7 protein-coding genes are annotated in these 18828 nt (G+C 40.0%); 4 read left to right on the forward strand and 3 right to left on the reverse strand.

Annotated features, from left to right (window positions below; all coding sequences use genetic code 11):
- Positions 1-150 precede the first annotated feature (150 nt).
- Complete coding sequence (locus ACZ5XR_RS23775; RefSeq protein ID WP_464502420.1) at positions 151-8139, reverse strand: DUF4350 domain-containing protein; 7989 nt, start codon at positions 8137-8139, stop codon at positions 151-153.
- A gap of 297 nt (positions 8140-8436) precedes the next feature.
- Between ACZ5XR_RS23775 and ACZ5XR_RS23780 the strand changes: the two genes are divergently transcribed.
- Both ACZ5XR_RS23780 and ACZ5XR_RS23785 read left to right on the forward strand, forming a co-directional pair.
- On the forward strand, positions 8437-9663 hold the full coding sequence (locus ACZ5XR_RS23780) for a HupE/UreJ family protein (protein WP_464498947.1): 1227 nt from the start codon (positions 8437-8439) through the stop codon (positions 9661-9663).
- 27 nt (positions 9664-9690) lie between these two features.
- Complete coding sequence (locus ACZ5XR_RS23785; RefSeq protein WP_464498948.1) at positions 9691-10122, forward strand: cupredoxin domain-containing protein; 432 nt, start codon at positions 9691-9693, stop codon at positions 10120-10122.
- 82 nt (positions 10123-10204) lie between these two features.
- Here ACZ5XR_RS23785 and ACZ5XR_RS23790 read toward each other — a convergent pair whose 3' ends face one another.
- A complete protein-coding gene (locus ACZ5XR_RS23790; RefSeq protein ID WP_464498949.1) occupies positions 10205-14947 on the reverse strand; it encodes a bifunctional 2',3'-cyclic-nucleotide 2'-phosphodiesterase/3'-nucleotidase in 4743 nt (1580 codons plus the stop codon).
- A 313-nt stretch (positions 14948-15260) separates the two neighbouring features.
- On the opposite strand from ACZ5XR_RS23790, the gene ACZ5XR_RS23795 reads away from it, so the two are divergent.
- The gene (locus ACZ5XR_RS23795; protein ID WP_464498950.1) at positions 15261-15392 is read left to right on the forward strand and encodes a hypothetical protein; all 132 of its coding nucleotides are present in this window, start codon (positions 15261-15263) and stop codon (positions 15390-15392) included.
- A 100-nt stretch (positions 15393-15492) separates the two neighbouring features.
- Here ACZ5XR_RS23795 and ACZ5XR_RS23800 read toward each other — a convergent pair whose 3' ends face one another.
- Positions 15493-17928, reverse strand: coding sequence for a S8 family serine peptidase (locus ACZ5XR_RS23800; protein WP_464498951.1), 2436 nt, complete (start codon positions 17926-17928; stop codon positions 15493-15495).
- A 303-nt stretch (positions 17929-18231) separates the two neighbouring features.
- On the opposite strand from ACZ5XR_RS23800, the gene ACZ5XR_RS23805 reads away from it, so the two are divergent.
- Positions 18232-18825, forward strand: coding sequence for a hypothetical protein (locus ACZ5XR_RS23805; protein ID WP_464498952.1), 594 nt, complete (start codon positions 18232-18234; stop codon positions 18823-18825).
- The last annotated feature ends 3 nt before the right edge of the window (positions 18826-18828 follow it).

The following is an 18828-nucleotide window of genomic DNA, read 5'->3' on the forward strand; positions in this document are numbered from 1 at the left end:
CTTTTACCCCTCCTTTTTGAAAATATATCCAATATGATTTTACCATTTTTTTCTAGTCAGTACGTTGTGTTTTGAAAATATTACTCTAGGAAATTTATTTGCTATATAAAAAATGCCCCTGAAAACTCTCAGAGGCATTTTTTCAATCTATTAGTTCCCTTGGTTTCCCTTCGGAACTGTAACGGTGGCAGTGGCTCTTGCTATATTTCCTGCTTTGTCTTTGGCTAAATAGGTGATTGTATATATCCTGCCGTTACCGTTACCATTTCTTTCGGAACGCAAGCTAAATTCTGTATCCTTTGTTCCATAGTTTGCACCTTGGATGTCTTCTAAAGAAGCAGCGGCTTCGTTTACTGTAATTGATTCTAAATCCACAGAATCAATCCCTGATAGATCATCCGAATAATTAAGTGTTACTTTAATGGATTCCAATTTATGATTTGGTGGAGACAGTATTGGCTTGTCGACTGTCACCTTTAAGTTAGGAGCCTTTTTATCAATGGTAAACGTTACGGTTGTACTGTTACCAGCTTGATCCGTTACCTTGATTGTGTGGGTACCTTCATTCGTAACTGTCGAATTGCTTGTAAATTCCTTCTTATCTAAGGTAGCTGTTCCTTCATTAAACCGAACAAGGACATCATGATTGTAGAAAGCATTCTCTTCTACTCCACTTACAATAGGAGCCGTCTTATCAATTGTAAAGTGAACGGTTGTGATGTTCCCAGCTTGATCCGATACCATTAAGGTATAGGTTCCTTCGTCGGAAACGACAGTTTCTGATGGAATAGGTTTTCCATTTAATAAGCCACCTAATTCATTAAATGAAACAGCAACATTATGATTGTAAAAACCATTGTCTGTTACTCCACCTACAATAGGTGCTGTTTTATCAATGGTAAAGTGTACTGTTGTGACATTCCCGGCCTTATCTGTTACCACTAATGTGTACGATCCTTCTTTACTAACAATCGTGCCGCTGGTAAAGGCTTCATCATTTAATGAGGCTGTTCCCTTATTAAAGGAAATGGTGACATCACCATTGTAGTAACTATCGTCTGCCACACCAGTTACGGATGGATTAGTTTTATCAATTGTAAAGTTTACAACGGTACTATTTCCGGCCTCATCCGTTACGACGATTGTGTAAGAGCCTTCATCACTAACAATGGAACCATTCTTGAACGATTCACCATTTAGGGTTGCCGTTCCATCATCGAATGTGATGGTCACATCATAATTGTAGAAACCATCTTTGACGCCACTGACAGTTGGAGCCGTTTTATCAAGAGTAAATTGAACTGTTGTCTTATTGCCGGCTGCATCTGTTACTACCAGTGTGTGGCTGCCTTCCTTAGAAACGGTGTCTCCATTAGTAAAGTTATCCCCATCTAAAGTGGCAGTTCCTTCATTAAAAGAAATCACAACATCGTTTTTATAGAGACCCTCTTTTGCTACTCCCGTTACTACCGGAGCGGTTTTATCGATAGCGAACACAACTGTTGTGACGTTATCGGCTTGATCAGTTACAACCAATGTGTAAACTCCATCCTCACTCACTACGGTGCCGCTTGTAAACTCTTGTCCATTTAAGAGGGCCGTCCCTTCATTAAATGTTACGGTAACATCTTGATTGTAGAGAGCATTTTCATCAACACCTTTGACTTCTGGAAGGGTTTTATCAATGGTAAATTTAACAGTTGCTTTGTTTCCTGCATCGTCTGTTACCACTAATTTGTGGGCTCCTTCATCAGTGACTCCTGATCCATTTGTAAAGTCAGCACCATCTAATTTCGCCGATCCTTCATTAAAGAAAATCGTGACATTTTGATTGTAGTAATGGTTATCTTCAACGCCGCTAACGGCAGGAGCAGTTTTATCCACTACAAAGTTCACCGTTGTTGCATTTCCATATTGATCGGTTACAACTAATGTGTACGTTCCATCGTCGCTAACATCTGTACCGCTTGTAAAGTCTCTGCCATTTAATGTCGCTGTTCCCTTATCGAAGTTAACTGTAACATCATGGTTATAGATACCGTTATTATCTATTCCGGTTACGACTGGTGCAGTAATATGTGTACCAATTAATTCTCTTGTATCACGTACACGAATCCGGTTCCCTTCAGAGAACTTACCTGCCATACCTACTGCTTCTAACGTGTCGCCTGCCTTAAGAACAGGTACAGGGCCGCTTTGGTTGACTACATATCCATCTGTAAAGACTAATGTTGGACCAGTGCCATCATCAATGACATAGGAATTATCATCATATTTTGAAACCACTGTACCTTTAACTTTGACTAAAAGTCCTTGGTTTTCTTCCGCATTTGCATCCTTGGTTGTTACCAACTTCGGTTCAATTGGCGTTCCTGTGCCAAGTTTCACGATGCTGTCTGCAAAACTACCAAACTCTAATTCAAAGTTATTTTCAAAGATTTTGATGTGTCCATAAACACGGATTTTATCGCCGACCTTCAAGCTTCCTGCTGGAACGTCGTTAAACGCCATAATACCGCCAGTGTCATCTTGAATATAGGCTGCATCAAAGAAGGATGTTGCCGTTACGGTACCTTCTACAACCGTATTTGTTCCTTCCGTTAACTTACGGGCATCGCCAATTGATAATACCTTCGGCTCAAGGTGTGATAACCAGTTAACAGCATTCACCGCAAATGGGTCATTTCCTTTCGCATTATAGGTTTGATCCATTTGCTTATCGTTAAAGATGTTCATACCAGAAACGATAATTCTTCCTTTACCAAGATTTTCAGAGGCAATCATCGGAATGGCAGAGCCTCCTTTAACACCTGTTAAGGCTGGGCCGTTTTTACCGTTTGAAGTTTGAACATTATACTGAACAGAGTCAGATTTGATCGTTGTTGTATCTTGGAACGTAGATTCATTTCCGCGTACAAGCACAGTGACTTTATCGCTGTTGGTTAATGGAACCTTATTTCCGCTTCCATCGATTCCTGCTAGACTTGATCCGCTGTAATACTCAATTGTCGGTACAAAGTCTAATAATGTGTTTATAGGCGTTGGATGCAATCTTACCGAGAAGTTTGAAGTAAGTGGTGTACTCCAGAAGTTACCGTCTGCAGTTTCATCAAATACTCCGTCATTGTTTACCTGGATCCTCGATCCAACTCCGGAAAGAATGGCATTTTCATTTTGGTTTGAACCGCCAAAGTTACTCTTTTCAGTCATTAATAACGATCCGCCGTTTTGAACGAATTTATTAATGGCCGCAATTTCATCCGCTGTATAAGCAGTAGCCGGATGTGTGATATAAAGAACTGCAACATTACTCAATAGCTGGTCAGAAAGCGGTGTTGAGTTATCAACCACTGTATAACCTTGCTGCTTCATTAATGTAGTGAACAGTTTAAGGTTATCTCTGTAAGTTCCAGTATCTTCTTTTGTATTTTCGTTACTGTGTGTGCCATCAATCATGACTGTTTTGCCTAATGGCGCTTTAATCACAAAGGATTGTGAGAATTTATTATCGCCTAAGTCATGCCCATCACCGGCAGCCAATGTGACAATAATATTGTGAGTTCCAGCTACTGGATTTTGCCAAACTACACTTGCGCTTCCTGATGTGTTGGCAGGAAGTGAATCAACGCTTGATGTACCAATTAGATGGTTGGCATCAACACTGTCATAATAGAAATTAGCCGTAATTTTGCTTACATCCACGGAACCTTGGTTGCTGATTCCTGCAGTAAGATTTGCTGAAACACCGCCAACAATGGCACCGTCAGATGTGCTGACATCACTGACGTTGACTGACAATTCTTTTGCCGGTGACCAGATTGGTGAGGAGTAAATTCTGTCTCCGTCTTTTTGCGTTACTTTTACAACAAACCATTGCTGGCCGCCTGCAACAGTGATGCGGTCTGGATGCCAGTCAAGTGAAGTTGAATCATCAGTTGGTGTGTAGGTTTGCAAAACTGTTCCCTTATTTGTAATCAATTCTACTTTTGCAATCGCATCGTTGGATGCTGTTTTAATATAGCTGTAATCAGGGTCCGATGCTTTTTCTAAAACAGGGTCGCTTCCTTTAATACTGAAGTCTAACGTATTTGTATCAACCGTAGAACCCATATAGAATCCGCTTGCGGATACGTCCAATTTGAAGTTAGGATCTTCAGACATGTAGACACGCATGTTTTTCATCGAGTCAAGCAGGGAATCCTGTGTTAAATCTTTTGCCACAATCACTGTACGTTTCTTTGTTTGTCCCCATGTTCCATCGTGGTTGTCCTCACCATAGGTTGGAGCAACGTGCCATCCAAGGTCAAGGGCACTGTAGAACTTGTCTTCTGCATTGGCATATGAATACGCACCAGAACCATTTCCTACTTCAAGCAATGTGAATAATTGGTCAACTTTCTTGTTGTACGGAATAAAGTTGTCAAATGCATTAGCCGACATTGCCGGATGGTTGAACTGGGCAACGATATTGTCATATGTGATGGCCCAGCTGTAATATTTTTGCAAGTTTTGGTATGCGCCGCCATCGACAACACGGTCGATAAAGTTTTGTGTTCCGAATACGTTTGAATGTCCCCATGTTGTAGAAGTCATTTCAAATGCAGGGAAAACAACAAACTTGCCGTCTTCAGTGTATTGCTTCGCTAAATCCTTCGTTAATTGCCATTGTGGACCGCCTGTTCTTTCTTTCATGCCATTGTGGTCAACCGTGTCTTTACCAGCAAGGCTGGAATCAATGTCATGAGAGTGGTCAGAGAAGGCAAAGAAATCATAATGATATTTTTTAGCTGCCTGCAACGCCTCTTCCGGAGTTCCGGCTGCATCGTGTGAAATATTCGTATGGTTGTGCGTTGTTCCACGATAGTGATTACCACCGGTAAATCTGTGTGCTACATTGAATGTCCATGTTTTTGAAGAAGAGTTTCCAAGCGTGTCTTTTGCTGTTACGACAACCGTATGATCTCCTTCAGTTAATGATTGGTCTATGGTCAGCGCAAGCTTCACATTTGTATCCGTGATGACAGCAGCAGAAGTATAGTCCTTATCATCGATTGAAATGGTGACTGAATGAGTATCGACCCCATGTGGATCAATTAAATCCGCAGAGATGGTTGGATATCTCAGCTCATTGCTGTCGCCAGGTACAGGGGCCAAATTCGAATAGTCTGGACCGTCTGTGTCTTCGGTAACAACAACTGGGTTCGGATTATCAGCCGTACCGACTGATTTTGTTTCATCGCTGTTTTTCGCTTCAATATAATAGAAGAATTTCCCTTGTGGCACAGCGTCCTTCAGGATTTTCCCATTATAGTTATGGCCATCGGCAGTTGTCATATCCATTGATGTATAGGATGGATCTGACTCGCCTTTGTAATATAATTTTACGGATGTTGCATTTTTGGCATATGCTTTAAAGTTTGCATCCAAGCCGATATAGGCTTTGGTGATTGGTGTATGAGTTAAGCTCAATTGGCCTTTAATGTCAGATGTCGATCTCGGTAATAAGAAGAAGCCGCTTGTATAAGGGTTTGCCTTCTTATATTGATTAACGATTCCTGTAAAGGTATAGGTTGAACCCAAATCAACAGCGCTAGCCGAGCCTTGTAGGCGGACAATTGCCATGTTTCCTGCATCATTACTTACGGTAATATCGTAGTCTGGACCATTGGTAGGAATATTGGTTACTTTTCCCGTAAAGGTCACTAATGTGCCTTCATAGCCTTCACCTACAGAACTGATTCCAATTGCATTCGCTGTTGGAGCCTTATCGGCACCCAAATCTTTCATGCTTGATGGAATAAATTGCGTCATCCCTGCATTAAAGACTACTTGTCCAGTAATGCTGTACTTATTGCCTGCTTTTACAGCGACAGAAGGGTCAAGGTTGTTCACAACATTGATACCGCTTGTCGGAGAATCTTGAACGAAGAAATTCGTTTTCAAGTTTTCTGTTGGTGTGTTATCAGTTGTTGCCACACCTTCAATCGTAGTCGTATAGCCAGTGTTGATTGCAAAGCCATTTTCATCGTTGCTGCGTAAATCAGAAATTGGTGTTACGGCAGCATTTGTCCCGGATAGATTGACTCTTGTATAAATGCTTTCTCTTGGTGTTGTCTGAGCTGTGTCTGTATGGGTCAAATAAATAGTAGTATATTGGTTATTATCTTGCGCGCTGAACGTAAATGAACCATCAGCCCCAGCTGTTACGGATTGTGGAGTGGTTAGTTCTCCATCGCTTTCATAATAAATTTTTACATTCGCAGATGCTGGAACAGCTCCAGCAAGGCCTGATATTGTGTCAGTTCCGTTATTATCCCTTGTAAAAGTAATTTTGGATGAGTCCGGAGCAACCATGTATTTTGAGTTGTGGACAACAATCTCATCTTGGGCAGATCCAAAAAGGACTTTATTTAACACAAAATCTTTGGAAGGGTCTTTTGTAAACCAGTTATTGATCATTCCAAATGCCGAGCGTGGGTCGGTACCGATATTGGTTTTGCGTTCGATTGTTCCGCCTCCGATTCCGGAGTCAGAAATTCTGCTTCCCCAATATAAGCTATTGCTGAACGTCGTTGTACCATTTGTATAGGAAACTAAATCTATCAAGTTAGGATCATTTAAACCACTTAATTGAGAAGTAGTTTTTGCAAGAGCTAAAGTACCACCACCTGAACCACTCGGGCTTAGAGTAGAAAGGTCTTTATCTGCAGTTACTGGAAGATTTGCCCCCGTTGCACCTTTGGCTCCCGTAATCAGGAAATATCCGTGTGCTTTAATGGTTCCTGATAGAGCTTTACCAGCAGAAAATGCCGTACCACTCGCTGAGGTATAAACAATTGACCAGGTACTTAAGTCAATATCTTTATTTGTGTTGTTGTAAAGCTCGAAAAATTTTGTATTGTAGAAAGCTCCGCTGTTTCCACCGTTCGTATAGATTTGGCTGAATACAACGTCTCCAGGCTGAGCGCCGCTTGTCGGACCTGTATAGTTGATGGCAACTTTGTCACTCAGGTCTTTGCCTGTTTCTTGTGTTGTTACATTAATCAGTGTTTTTGATTGTGGGTTTGTAATAGTTGCAGTAAAGGAACCATCATTCCCAGCTGTTGTTGAGCCAAGCAAATTGTTGCTTTCGTCATAAATTTTTACAGATGCGTTATTTGCCACGGCTCCTACGGCACCTGTAACAGTTGTGTAGCTGGAATAAGTAATCTTAGACGCAAGCGGTGCGGCTGTTTTGGCAACAACGGTGCCAGAATAGTTTACAGTCGCTTTGTCTGAAGGGTCTTTTCCATTTTCTTGGGCAGTCACATAAATGGCTGCTTTTGATTGAGGATTTACAATTGTTGCAGTGAATGAACCATCTGCTGCAGCAGTTGTTGTAGCAGCTTTAGTGTTATCATCATAGTAAAGGTTTACAGTAGCGTTCCCTGCAACAGCACCAGCAGTACCGGTTACAGTTGGATAGGACGCATATGTAATTTTTGTTGCGTCAGGTGTCGCTGTTTTATCTAGTGTTGGAGCACCTGTAGGCACGCCTGATAGTACTACATCTGAGATTTGGCTCGTACCGCCAGAGGCAACAGCACTGCCATTAATTGCAGTTGTTGAATTTTTAAGCCATCTTACATAAATGAGATCTTTATCAGATGCATCACTAGGTATTGAAACACTTGTTAAAACCCCACTTGTCCAGTTATTAGCAACCGTAATTGCTCCACTTGGAACATCAGCGAAATTGGTTCCATCTGTACTATATTGAAGCTTAAAGTCCTTAGGACCTGTATTGGAACCTCTTTGTTTGGATGATAAAGTAATATTTTGATAGCCTTTTGTTGACAACGAGACTTGCCAATAGGAAGGATTCGCTGTTGTCCAAGTTGTAGAAGTCGGAACAGAAATTCCTGTTGTCGGACCTCCAGCATAACCCGTCATTGTTGCACCAGCAATTGACAAAGTCTTGTCAAGATTTGCTGTAATTCCATCAGTTGCTGTAAGGTTTTGACCCTTACTAAAATCCCATTTTGCTAGAGTAACAGGATCTGTGTTTGCCGCCTTGGCTGCCAGTTGCGGACTTACTAATGAAAATAGCATTAATGTTGTTAGGACAATGCTAATCCACTTTTTGTACTTTCTCATCATTTTGTGCACTGATGACTTTCCCCCTTACTAAAATTTTGTAAACCCTTACAACCATAATTATATATGGCTTCCTACCTATTTGAATAACAGGAATTTATCCCTATCACTCCTATTTTTTACCTCTGTTAATTGAGGAAAAAACAGCCTACTATTATATTATTATGGAATTTTACATTATTCTATCTTTTTCTTAAAATATTATTAATTTTTCACTAAACATTTATGAAATTTTTACAAAACTTGTGGTATATTTATCGTGTTTCTTCCCAAAAACCACACTACTACCGGAGGCTATCAATGAATCCCAACAAATTATTACCATTTTTGCGTTCTTACGGACGAGTGATTTTCCTCTTAACTGTTCCGTTTGTGCTAGTATTAACTTCTATACAAACTGCTTCAGCACATGCCTATAGTGCTAGTTACACTACTTTAAATCTATTAAAATCCAATACAATCATGACCTTTGCCCTAGATGAAATTTCGGTAGTGGAATTAACAGGTGGAGATGTAAATGGAAACGGAATGCTAGACCCAAACGAATACAAAGCTATAAAAGGTAAAATCATTTCAGAATTAAGAAATCATCTTACATTAAAAATAAATGGTACTCCCGTGAAATGGACCAAAGTGCTTGAAACAGATTTAAACCGAAAAGGAGATGCGACGCAGTTTCATCTAAAGGTTGCTTATCCGGCTATTCAACCTTCACAATCGATATCCTATTCGGACAGTCTTTATATAAATACTAAATCAACAGCGACTTATGTAGACTTATTAAAAATCAACTACGGAACGGAGAACAGTACTTCCGCCCTTTCACAAAGCAATCGTACATGGTCTATGATTCTTAGCGACAATGATTATGCTAATTTAAATACTACTGAACAGAGTACGCCTCCTGTTCAAAAAGACCCGACAAAAGCAGCAGCAACTAAAACTAATTCTAATTCTAATTCTAATTCTAATTCTAGTTCTACCAGTGGTTGGTTTTCATTCCTAAAGCTAGGGATGAATCATATTTTAACCGGTTATGACCATTTACTCTTTCTTTTATCGCTTTTAATTGCCAGACAAAAATTCAAACAGACCGCTACAACGATTACCGCTTTTACAATTGCACACAGTATTACATTGACGCTCACGGTTCTGGGAATCATTGATGTTCCCGCAAAAATTGTCGAGCCGGCCATTGCGTTAAGTATTTGCTACGTCTCATTGGAAAATATTTTCCGCAAAGAGGTCAGCTTCCGCTGGGTCATTACGTTTATTTTTGGGTTGATCCACGGAATGGGATTCGCAGATCTCTTAAAATCGATGAGTCTTCCTAAAAGTGAATTGGCAATTGATTTAACTAGTTTTAATATTGGAATTGAGATTGTTCAGCTTACCATCGTGATTTTATTATTACCACTGTTAACTTACTTGCATCGTACGAAGTATTCACGAAAAGCAATTGCCATTGTATCATCCATCGCCTTCATTCTTGGGGGAATTTGGTTGATTCAAAGAATATTAGCCTAGAATAACGATAAACAGGAGGAACTTTCAATGGCCAGTGATAGAAAAGGCAAAAAAACTTCAAATTACAGAACGGTTTTGGTCGGGGCGATTATAGTAATTGTTATTTTAGTACTTGCGATAAATTTTAAACAAATGAAAGTGTGGGTGACAGGGCAGCCGCAAACCCAAACGGCAAGGCTTGAGCAGCATAATAATCTTCAAGTGGCGACTATTCATGTTACCAGTGAAGGCATGGAACCGAGGTATACAACCTTAAAAGCCTACACCATGCTCAAATTGATTTTTAACGTAGACAGCAATTTAGGAAATAATATTAAGCTTGTTTCAAACGATTTAAAAATAAATGTTGATTTAAAAAGCGGTAAAAATACAATTCTTTTAGATGATCCGCAACCTGGTACATTTACTTATTCCATTCAGCCTGGGAATTCTAGCGGAACGATAACAGTGAAGAAGTAAGTGATCAAAAGGAGGATGGGTTCATCCTCTTTTTTTGTACAAAAATATCCCTGAAGAAATCTTCAGGGATATTTCTTATTACCTATTTTTGGACTACTGCTTTTGTTGCTTTACTTACGTTACCAGCTTTATCTTGAGCTGTTACAAAAAGGAGTGTGCCTGCCTTTTCCTTGGAGATGGTGACAGAGTACTTACCACCAACAGCAGTTACGCGGCCAATTATTTTTGTTCCAACTTTGACAATAACAGTTGCACCGGATTCAGCCTTACCTGTTACTTTTGTTGACTTAGCAGTTACTTTATCAACGCTCGGAGCTGTTGGAGCTGTTTTGTCAATGGTGAATTTCACCGTTGTTTTGTTTCCGGCTTTATCGGTTACAACCAATGTATAAACGCCATCTGCTTTTACAACTGTTCCGCTTGTAAATGCCTTGCCATTTAATGTGGCAGTACCTTCATTGAACTTAACTGTTACATCTTTATTGTAAAGACCATTGTTGCTTACACCCGTAACAACTGGAGCTGTTTTATCAACCACGATTACAGTTACTGGTTCGCTACTATTTTTAGCAGCATCTGTTACAACAACCGTTAAAACTGTACCAGCTTTTTGAGTTGATTTTAATGTGACAGAAAATTTACCATTGGAATCAACTGTTGCGCTACCAAGTAAAACTTCCCCTGCTTTAACAGTAACATTAGCACCATTTTCAGCTGTACCGGTTACTACTTTATCAGAATCACCTACAATATTTACAACTGCTTTATTTGGGGCAATGGCATCAGTTACAACTGTATAGCCAATTGGACTTAAGTTAAAGGCTGCGTCAACAGCGAATGCAAACACTTGAGTTCCTGCAGGTAGTGGCGCAAGTAATGGTGTGCTAAATTTGCCATCAGCATCAGCAATTAAATGAACCTTAAAGAATCCATTTGTAATATATACATTTGTTCCTGGTTCTGCACCTTGACCTGTTATTTGCATATCTTTATTGCTAATTGGGTTAAGAATCGGAGCTGCTGGGTCCGTTACGTCCTTAACAACCACTTTGAAATCTTTCGAGTTTAATCCTTTATCAGTAATGGTAACCGTTAGTTCTGTACCAGCTTTTTGAACTGGAATATCTACAGAGAAGCTGCCATTTTCATCTGCAACACCATTTCCAAGCTGATTATCTCCAGCTTTTACTACGACTGTAGAACCAGATTCAGTTGTACCTGTTACAGTTGTGGATTTGTCAGTAACATCCTTGACAGTTCCGGTTACATCCGTATCCATTAAAATTCTGCCTTCGATTTGAGCACTTACCGGCTCAGTAAAGGATTTAAAATAGTTAACAAATGCGTCTAGGTCGACAATATTGGTTACACGGTTTTTACCGGACTTAAGGATCGTAAATCCATCGCCGCCGTCTGCCATAAAGTTATTAACCGTAATGGTATAATCTGCATTTGGATCAATTTTTGATCCATTTGGAAGATAGATATCAAGAACTTTTTGACCATATGGCAATTTGTCCGACCAAGTGTAATGAAGACCAGCGATTGCCATGATTTTGTTGTAGCTTGGCGGTGCTTGGAATTGTTGATTTAATAAAGTTCTTACTTGATCACCAGTAATGGTCATTGTAACTAGATCATTACCAAATGGTTGAACCTTGAATAAATCACCCCAAGTGATGGTTCCTTTTGGAAGTGGGTTACGAATTCCGCCTGAATTCATGAATGCGAAATCTGTACTTGTTGTTGCTTTCATTCCGTCAGCAATTAGGTTGCCAAGTGGAGACTCACCGGCCGCGTTAGCAGTGTTAGTTAATACATCTGTTGTTTCACCCATTACTTGACTTGTAATCGGTTTGATGTCGTTTTGATAGCCATCAAGTTCTGCTTTGATGTGGGCATCTGGAGTGATTTTGCTGTGAAGTGTATCAACCACTTCAGCCTTTTCATTGACGATATCTTGTGTAACAGGATCGATTGTTAAATCGATATCAGAGAATGCTGTTCCATATGACCATGATTGAACTAAAAGCTTGCCATTTACTGTTGTGTTTAAATATTTATGGTCATGTGCGCCATAAACAACGTCAACGGAAGGGTCCATTGCTTTAGCCATATCAACAACTTTTCCGGAAGCGTTTGAGCCGTCTGTATTGGAAGTACCCGGATCATGTGCAAGGACGACAATCGTCTTAACGCCTTGATCTGTTAATTCTTTTGCATACTCGTTAACGGCTTCAACTTCATCCGTAAATTTAACACCAGCAACACCACTTGGAGTAACAATAGTTGGTGTTTCAGTAGTGACAACCCCGATAAAGCCAATCTTAACACCATTAACTTCTTTTACCACATATGGTGGTAAAATTGGTTCATTTGTTTTTTCATCCACTACGTTTGCAACCACATAGTCCATTGTTGAACCGGTAAACTTGCCATACTCTGCTTCATATTTTGCCGTTTTTGGATTGTCTCCGCCGTAGATTAGACGCTTCATTTCTGTTACGCCTTCATCAAATTCATGGTTACCGATTGTACCTACGTCAAAACCAAGTTCATTCATGAAACGGATGGTAGGCTCGTCCTGTAATAAAGCTGATACTGGAGGACTTGCTCCAACAAGGTCACCCGCTTGAATCATAAGGGTATTTGCAGGGTTTGTAGCTTCTCTTTGTTCTAAATATCCTGCTAGCCATTCAATACCGCCAGAGTAATCAACAACTTTGCCAGTTGAATCTTTAATTGCTCTCCAAGTATCAAGCTGTCCATGGTAGTCGTTGATACCTAGTAATTGAATATGAACGTTTTGGTCTAAAGTATATTGCTCAAAACCTGAGTTATCAGATAGAGGTCCAACATCCTTAATATTTGGCGTTGATGATAAAACATCTTTTGCTGCTGGAGATGATTTAAATGTTAAAGTTTTCGCCACACCATTGATTGGTGCAATTCTCCAGTTATTATCAGCAGTAGGGTTAACCACTCCCTGTGTTTGAATATAATCCATTAAAATTTGTCTGTTTTCATATGGAGAATCCACAACGATTTGGGCATTTCCACCCTTTGTTCCAGGGAAATTACCGCCGCCACTAGCGCGATAGTTGTTTGTGGCAACAATGTATTTTTGAACTGGATCAATGGGATTACCTTTCATATCGGTAAAATCAATGATACGATGTGCGTCAGGGTTTATGACATCACCAGTAGTGAAATTGTATCTAGCCGGCTGAGTTACATCGACTTGATATTTCACACCATCAATCACATCAAAGTTATACGGTTGGAAGTTATAATTAATTAACTCCTGAGGATCTGCATTGTTTGGATCAATTTGATTGAACTGGGATGCAGACATCTCTAACCATTCTTTAACTTGAGCACCTGTCAACTCGACAGCTTTCAATGTATTGTTATACAAATATAAATCATTGGCACTCTTAATAGAAAGATCACCCTTAACAATATTTGTATAATCGCCAGCACCTTGTCGGCCCGCTTTGAATGGAGCACCTGCAGAGATAACAGGGAGATCAGCTAATTCTGGCTTATTTGTTTTGATCCAGTTTTTTACATAATCTGTTTGAGCATTGTTTACGATTTGAATTGTCGGGTCGTCCATGACACGTGAGAAATAACTGTTCATTGGCGCTTTGGTTTCGCCAATTTTTCCACGTACATAAGCAAGGGTACCTTCATGCTCTGCTTTTACTGCATCAACAATGGTACTGTCTACAGCAGTATCCGCTGTTACAGGACGATCAACAGATTTTGAAGCAGCTTTATCAGCTGTCCAGGTTCCGTCAGCCTTCTGAACTAAAGCTAAATCCAGAACACCAAGGTTATTGCCCCAGAAGCCAGCTTCAACGGCAGGTGTCCCGTTAATGGTTCCTTTTGTATTATCCAGACCTGGTAAATCTGGGTTATTCACATTACTGACCACATGAAACTCTTTGCCGCCAGGGAAATTATAGTGCGCGTGTCCAAATAGAAGGGCATCAATGCCATCTACTTTACTTAAAGAGAATACTGCATTTTCAGCATCCTGTTGGCCGTCATTTGTAACGTCACAACCGGAGTGAGCAATCGCAACAATGACCTGTGCACCTTCAGCTTTCATTTGTGCAATGTATTTTTGAGCTGTTTGAACAATATCTTTTACAATAACTTTACCTTGTAGATTATCTTTATCCCACTGAAGGATTTGGGGTGGCGCGAAACCGATAACTCCTACTTTTACAGTTTGTTCAACACCGTTAACATCCTTAAACTTCTTATCAAGGATTTGATATGGGGTAAAATAGTTTTTATCATTGGTTGGGTCATTATCGTGGTCATCAACATAGATGTTAGCGTTTACAAATGGGTATGGAGCATTCTTTAATGCCGTGTTAAGGTATCCCAATCCATAGTTAAATTCATGGTTTCCTACAATACCTGCATCATAATTTAAAAGCTTCATAGCTTTGAACATTGGATGTACATCATTTTCAGTTAATGGATGTACTTTTGCAACATAATCTGCCATTGGATTTCCCTGCAGCAAATCACCCGCATCAAATAACATAGAATTCGATGGATCTACTTCTGATCGTGCTTGTTGGATTAATGTTGCTGTCTTTGAAAGACCATAATTAATACCCTTATCTGTATCTTGGTAATAATCATAAGCCATTACAGCATCATGAAGATCAGTAGTTTCCAAAATACGAAGTGTTGCAGTATCCCCAGCTTCTGCTGTTGTTCCCGCTGCCTTCGCACTATGTGGAAAAATGTTCAACGGTACAGTTGTAAGCGCTAACAATGCAGCTAAAGTACTATTAAACATTCGCCTCTTCATGCTTCTCTTTATCTTTCTCTTCACACATTTCCCGCCCTTCGACAAAAAAATTGGATTGCATGAATATTCTACTAATATTTCATTAAGATTCATAGAGTTTTTTGTAATTTTTTTATTAATCTTCCATCGTTTGTTTGATTCTATCAAAAGTTGGATATTTATATTTGAAATAGGGAAAAACTCACAAAAAGGATTTTCCAGTTTGAACCTTTCAAAAATAATCGAAATTTATCGATAATTTAGCACTTTTACTCAATTTAAATTCTTGTATGATGAAACTATAAACCGTTAGGGAGGTCGAATGATGCCATTACTGCAAATGAAAGAAATCTTCACACCTTTAAAACTGATTGGGATTAAGATCTTCCGCTGCAAGGAAGGCAGTACCTACATAAAGGTTTGGAATCGCCCCCGTAAAAAATTATTTTCATAATGGAAAGACACTTTCCTAAAAACAAAGCACACGAGATAGTATCAATCTCGTGTGCTTTGTTTTTTATTTTAGCATTTTAATAGTATTGTTCAGTTAAATTCTACTGCTCAAGCTGCACATGAACATTCCCTGTGAATAGATACGAAAGGTTGTAATGATCGACAGTGTTAATTTTCAATTGATAATCGCCATCCGGCACTTGTGCACCGGAGTCATCCGTTCCGTCCCATTGGAAGCTGCTGTTTCCTGCAGGTTCTTCAGTATCCGTTTGGATGGTTTTAATCAAGGTACTGCCCTGATAAATGCCGATTGTCACTATTCCTGGCTTGATCAAACTATAGCCGAAAGTCATCGTGCCTTTTGTTTTAAAATCAACATCCTTTGTGGACTGGATAGTCGGAATCCGCCAATCCTGCACGTCGAACAGATTGCTGTTGATGGTCGCCGTATTTCCCGCTATATCTTTTAGCTGAATTTGATACCGGTATTTTCCTTCCTCCACAAGCTGACCTTTCGCATTTTTCCCATCCCAGCTGATCGTAACGGTGCCCGGTGTGCCTTGATGATTTATGACTTTTTTAATAATCGTCCCCTTTTCATCAAGGACATTGACAACCATTGCGGCCGTTTCAGTAAGAGCAAAAGTTCCTGATGGATGGGAGTAACTGTCTACTTTTATCAAAGCGGGAACAGATACCGTTACGGATGGCCTAGTGCTGTCCACTTTGACCTGAACCTTTTTCGTTTTAAACTTTTTATTATCTTGATCAAGGAGTGAGATGGATAGATAATAATCAGCATCCTTCAATCGTTTGCCACTTGATGTTTTCCCATCCCAAATCAATGATTTCCATCCTGCTGATAATGTTTTGTTGGCGAATAGGGTCTTGACTGTTTTTCCAGCTTGATCGGTAACGACGGCTGTTACTTTTGCTGGTTGTGTTAACTGGTAAGGTACCGTAATTTGTCTTTTCAATACCGGCGAAAATGCATAGGCACCTGACACGATAATATCACGATACGTATGATTGACTACCTTAATGATGGCCGTTTTATAGACGGTAGTTTTACTATTCGAGATTTTTGCCAGGACACTGTACGTTCCAGTCGAAACAAATTTGCCTCCATCTGATTTTCCGTCCCAAAGGGCGGATACTTTTGTGTGGGAGAAGCTTTTATTGGCAAGAACCTGCCTCATGACTTTCCCGCTCGCATTTTTTATAAGGACGGAAACATTTGACTTGCCTGAAACAATGAAGGAAATGGCTGCTTTATTTTTCCCCGTCATCGTATACGAACTTGGTCCGGTTATATTGGACATCGGAGATGGAGTATTGGAAACGGCCTTAAAGGCGTCGATTCTTCCATAGCCATAATAGTCATCCCGGCCTTTGGCCCCCAGGTCCACAGTTGATTTTTCCATGACGGCAAGAACCTGGTCAGGGGTTAAAAATGGATTTTTCGACCGAACGAGTGCGGCAACTCCGGTGACAATGGGAGCGGCCATCGAGGTGCCGGACAGTGAATCATAAGAACTTCCGTTTATCGTAGAATAGATATTCAGACCCGGTGCAGCAAAATCAATATCCGAACCCCGATTTGAAAAATAGGTGATTCTATCGGCCTTATCGGTTGCACTGACACCTACTACCGACCCCAATGCGGCGGGGTACATCGGTGTAAATGAGCCATCGTTTCCTGCTGCCGCAATGAGGAGCACGCCTTTCGCCTTGGCATAAGATGCATAATAATCTAATAGATAGCTATAGCCTTCACTTCCGAGACTCATATTGATGATATCGGCATGGTGGTCCGCTGCATATTTAATCCCCTTTGCGACATCAATGTCACTTGCTTCATCACCGTTAAATACATTAATCGGCATGATTTTTACATTGGGGGCAATCCCGGCAATCCCTAAATGATTGTGGGAAGCGGCAATAATGCCAGCCACATGTGTTGCATGCTCCTGTGGAGGATAGTACGTTCCCCCGGTCACTGCATTATAGGGGCTGACAATTTTCCCTTTCAATTCAGGGTGGTCCTGCTGAACCCCATCGTCAATGACGGCTACGGTAATGTTGGAGGAGCCCTTCGTTAGATCCCACGCTTTAGGCATGTTAATTTTGCTCAAATACCATTGTTGGTTGTAGCTTGGATCCTGTGGAATATAGGTGCTTTTCATCTGATGGTTCGGTTCCACAAAAACGACCTGTTTATTCTTTAATAGATTTTTCGCAACCGTTGATGGGGCATCCTTTTTGGCGAGCTTAACAACCGAAAAACCGCTGTCCGCCAAATAGGATTCTTCAATGGCATTGGCTTGTTTTAAAATTGAGCTTCTTTCAGCTTTTGCAGTGTCTGGCGCAAATTTCACGATTAATTCCTGATTATCAAATTCTTTGTTTTCATCAAAAATAATGCTAGTATTTGATTTTGAGATTTTAGGCTGAATATTAAGTTCATCTGCATAGGTATGTGTTGCCATATAGGAACAGAAAAGCAGGAAAAAGCTTAGTGACCAAATATATTTCATGGTTATCCTCCATTAATTGTAAAATCGTTCACTATTTATCTTCCATTCTAGCATTTTAGGATGGGGATTGGAAATTCTGCTAGAGGACTATTTTTTCCTATTTTGGATGAGCCAATTCTTTCGGGTTTTGGAGATAAAGAAAGGTGTGCAATATTTTGTGAGTTCTTTACATAGTTTTGAGTTATTTGTATGAAGTAAGAAATATCCTATTAAATACTGTTGGAAAATTGGTGATTAAATGGATTTTTTGTTACATTTTGTAGTAGGATAGGATTAGTAAAAAATATCTATGGGGGACTTGTAATGCTGACTCCTGCCCAACAAAAAATCCGCCGTGAGCTGGAAGAGCTGCAAGTGAAGGGCCTTCTCTTGTCTGGTGAAAAAATGGCTGTTCCAAAAAAAGAGAATCCTAGATTTAAGGTCATATTTGCAATGATTGGGATGTTACTCTGCATTGCCGTTGCAGGTATTTTTTTAATAGTAACCAAGCAGGTTGATCAGAATAAATTGGTTCATTATGTATCCAAGGAGCAGGCATTGAATGCTCAAAGTGACCAAATATTAAAAAGCTTCCTTTCCGGTATGGATACTAGTCAAACAAAAATGGAACAAATGAAACTTCTTCAAAAGGCAGCGGCACTTCCGGCTCCCGACAATTTGGTAAATCATAAAGGTGAATTCCTCGATGTCATGGAGGCACGCCTCGAAGTGATATCCTCAGATAAAGAGTCCAACGAGTTTGATAGATTAATAAACGAATTAATGGTGAAACAGGAACTGGCAAAGGATAGCTTAATTCAGGCCTTGGAACAGGGGCAGCTGAAGTATTCACAACATACAGACGGAACCATCCAATTTTGGTTTAAATCCCATTCCTATCAGTATGGAAATGAATAGGGC

The organism is Neobacillus sp. Fa239 (assembly GCF_055395235.1).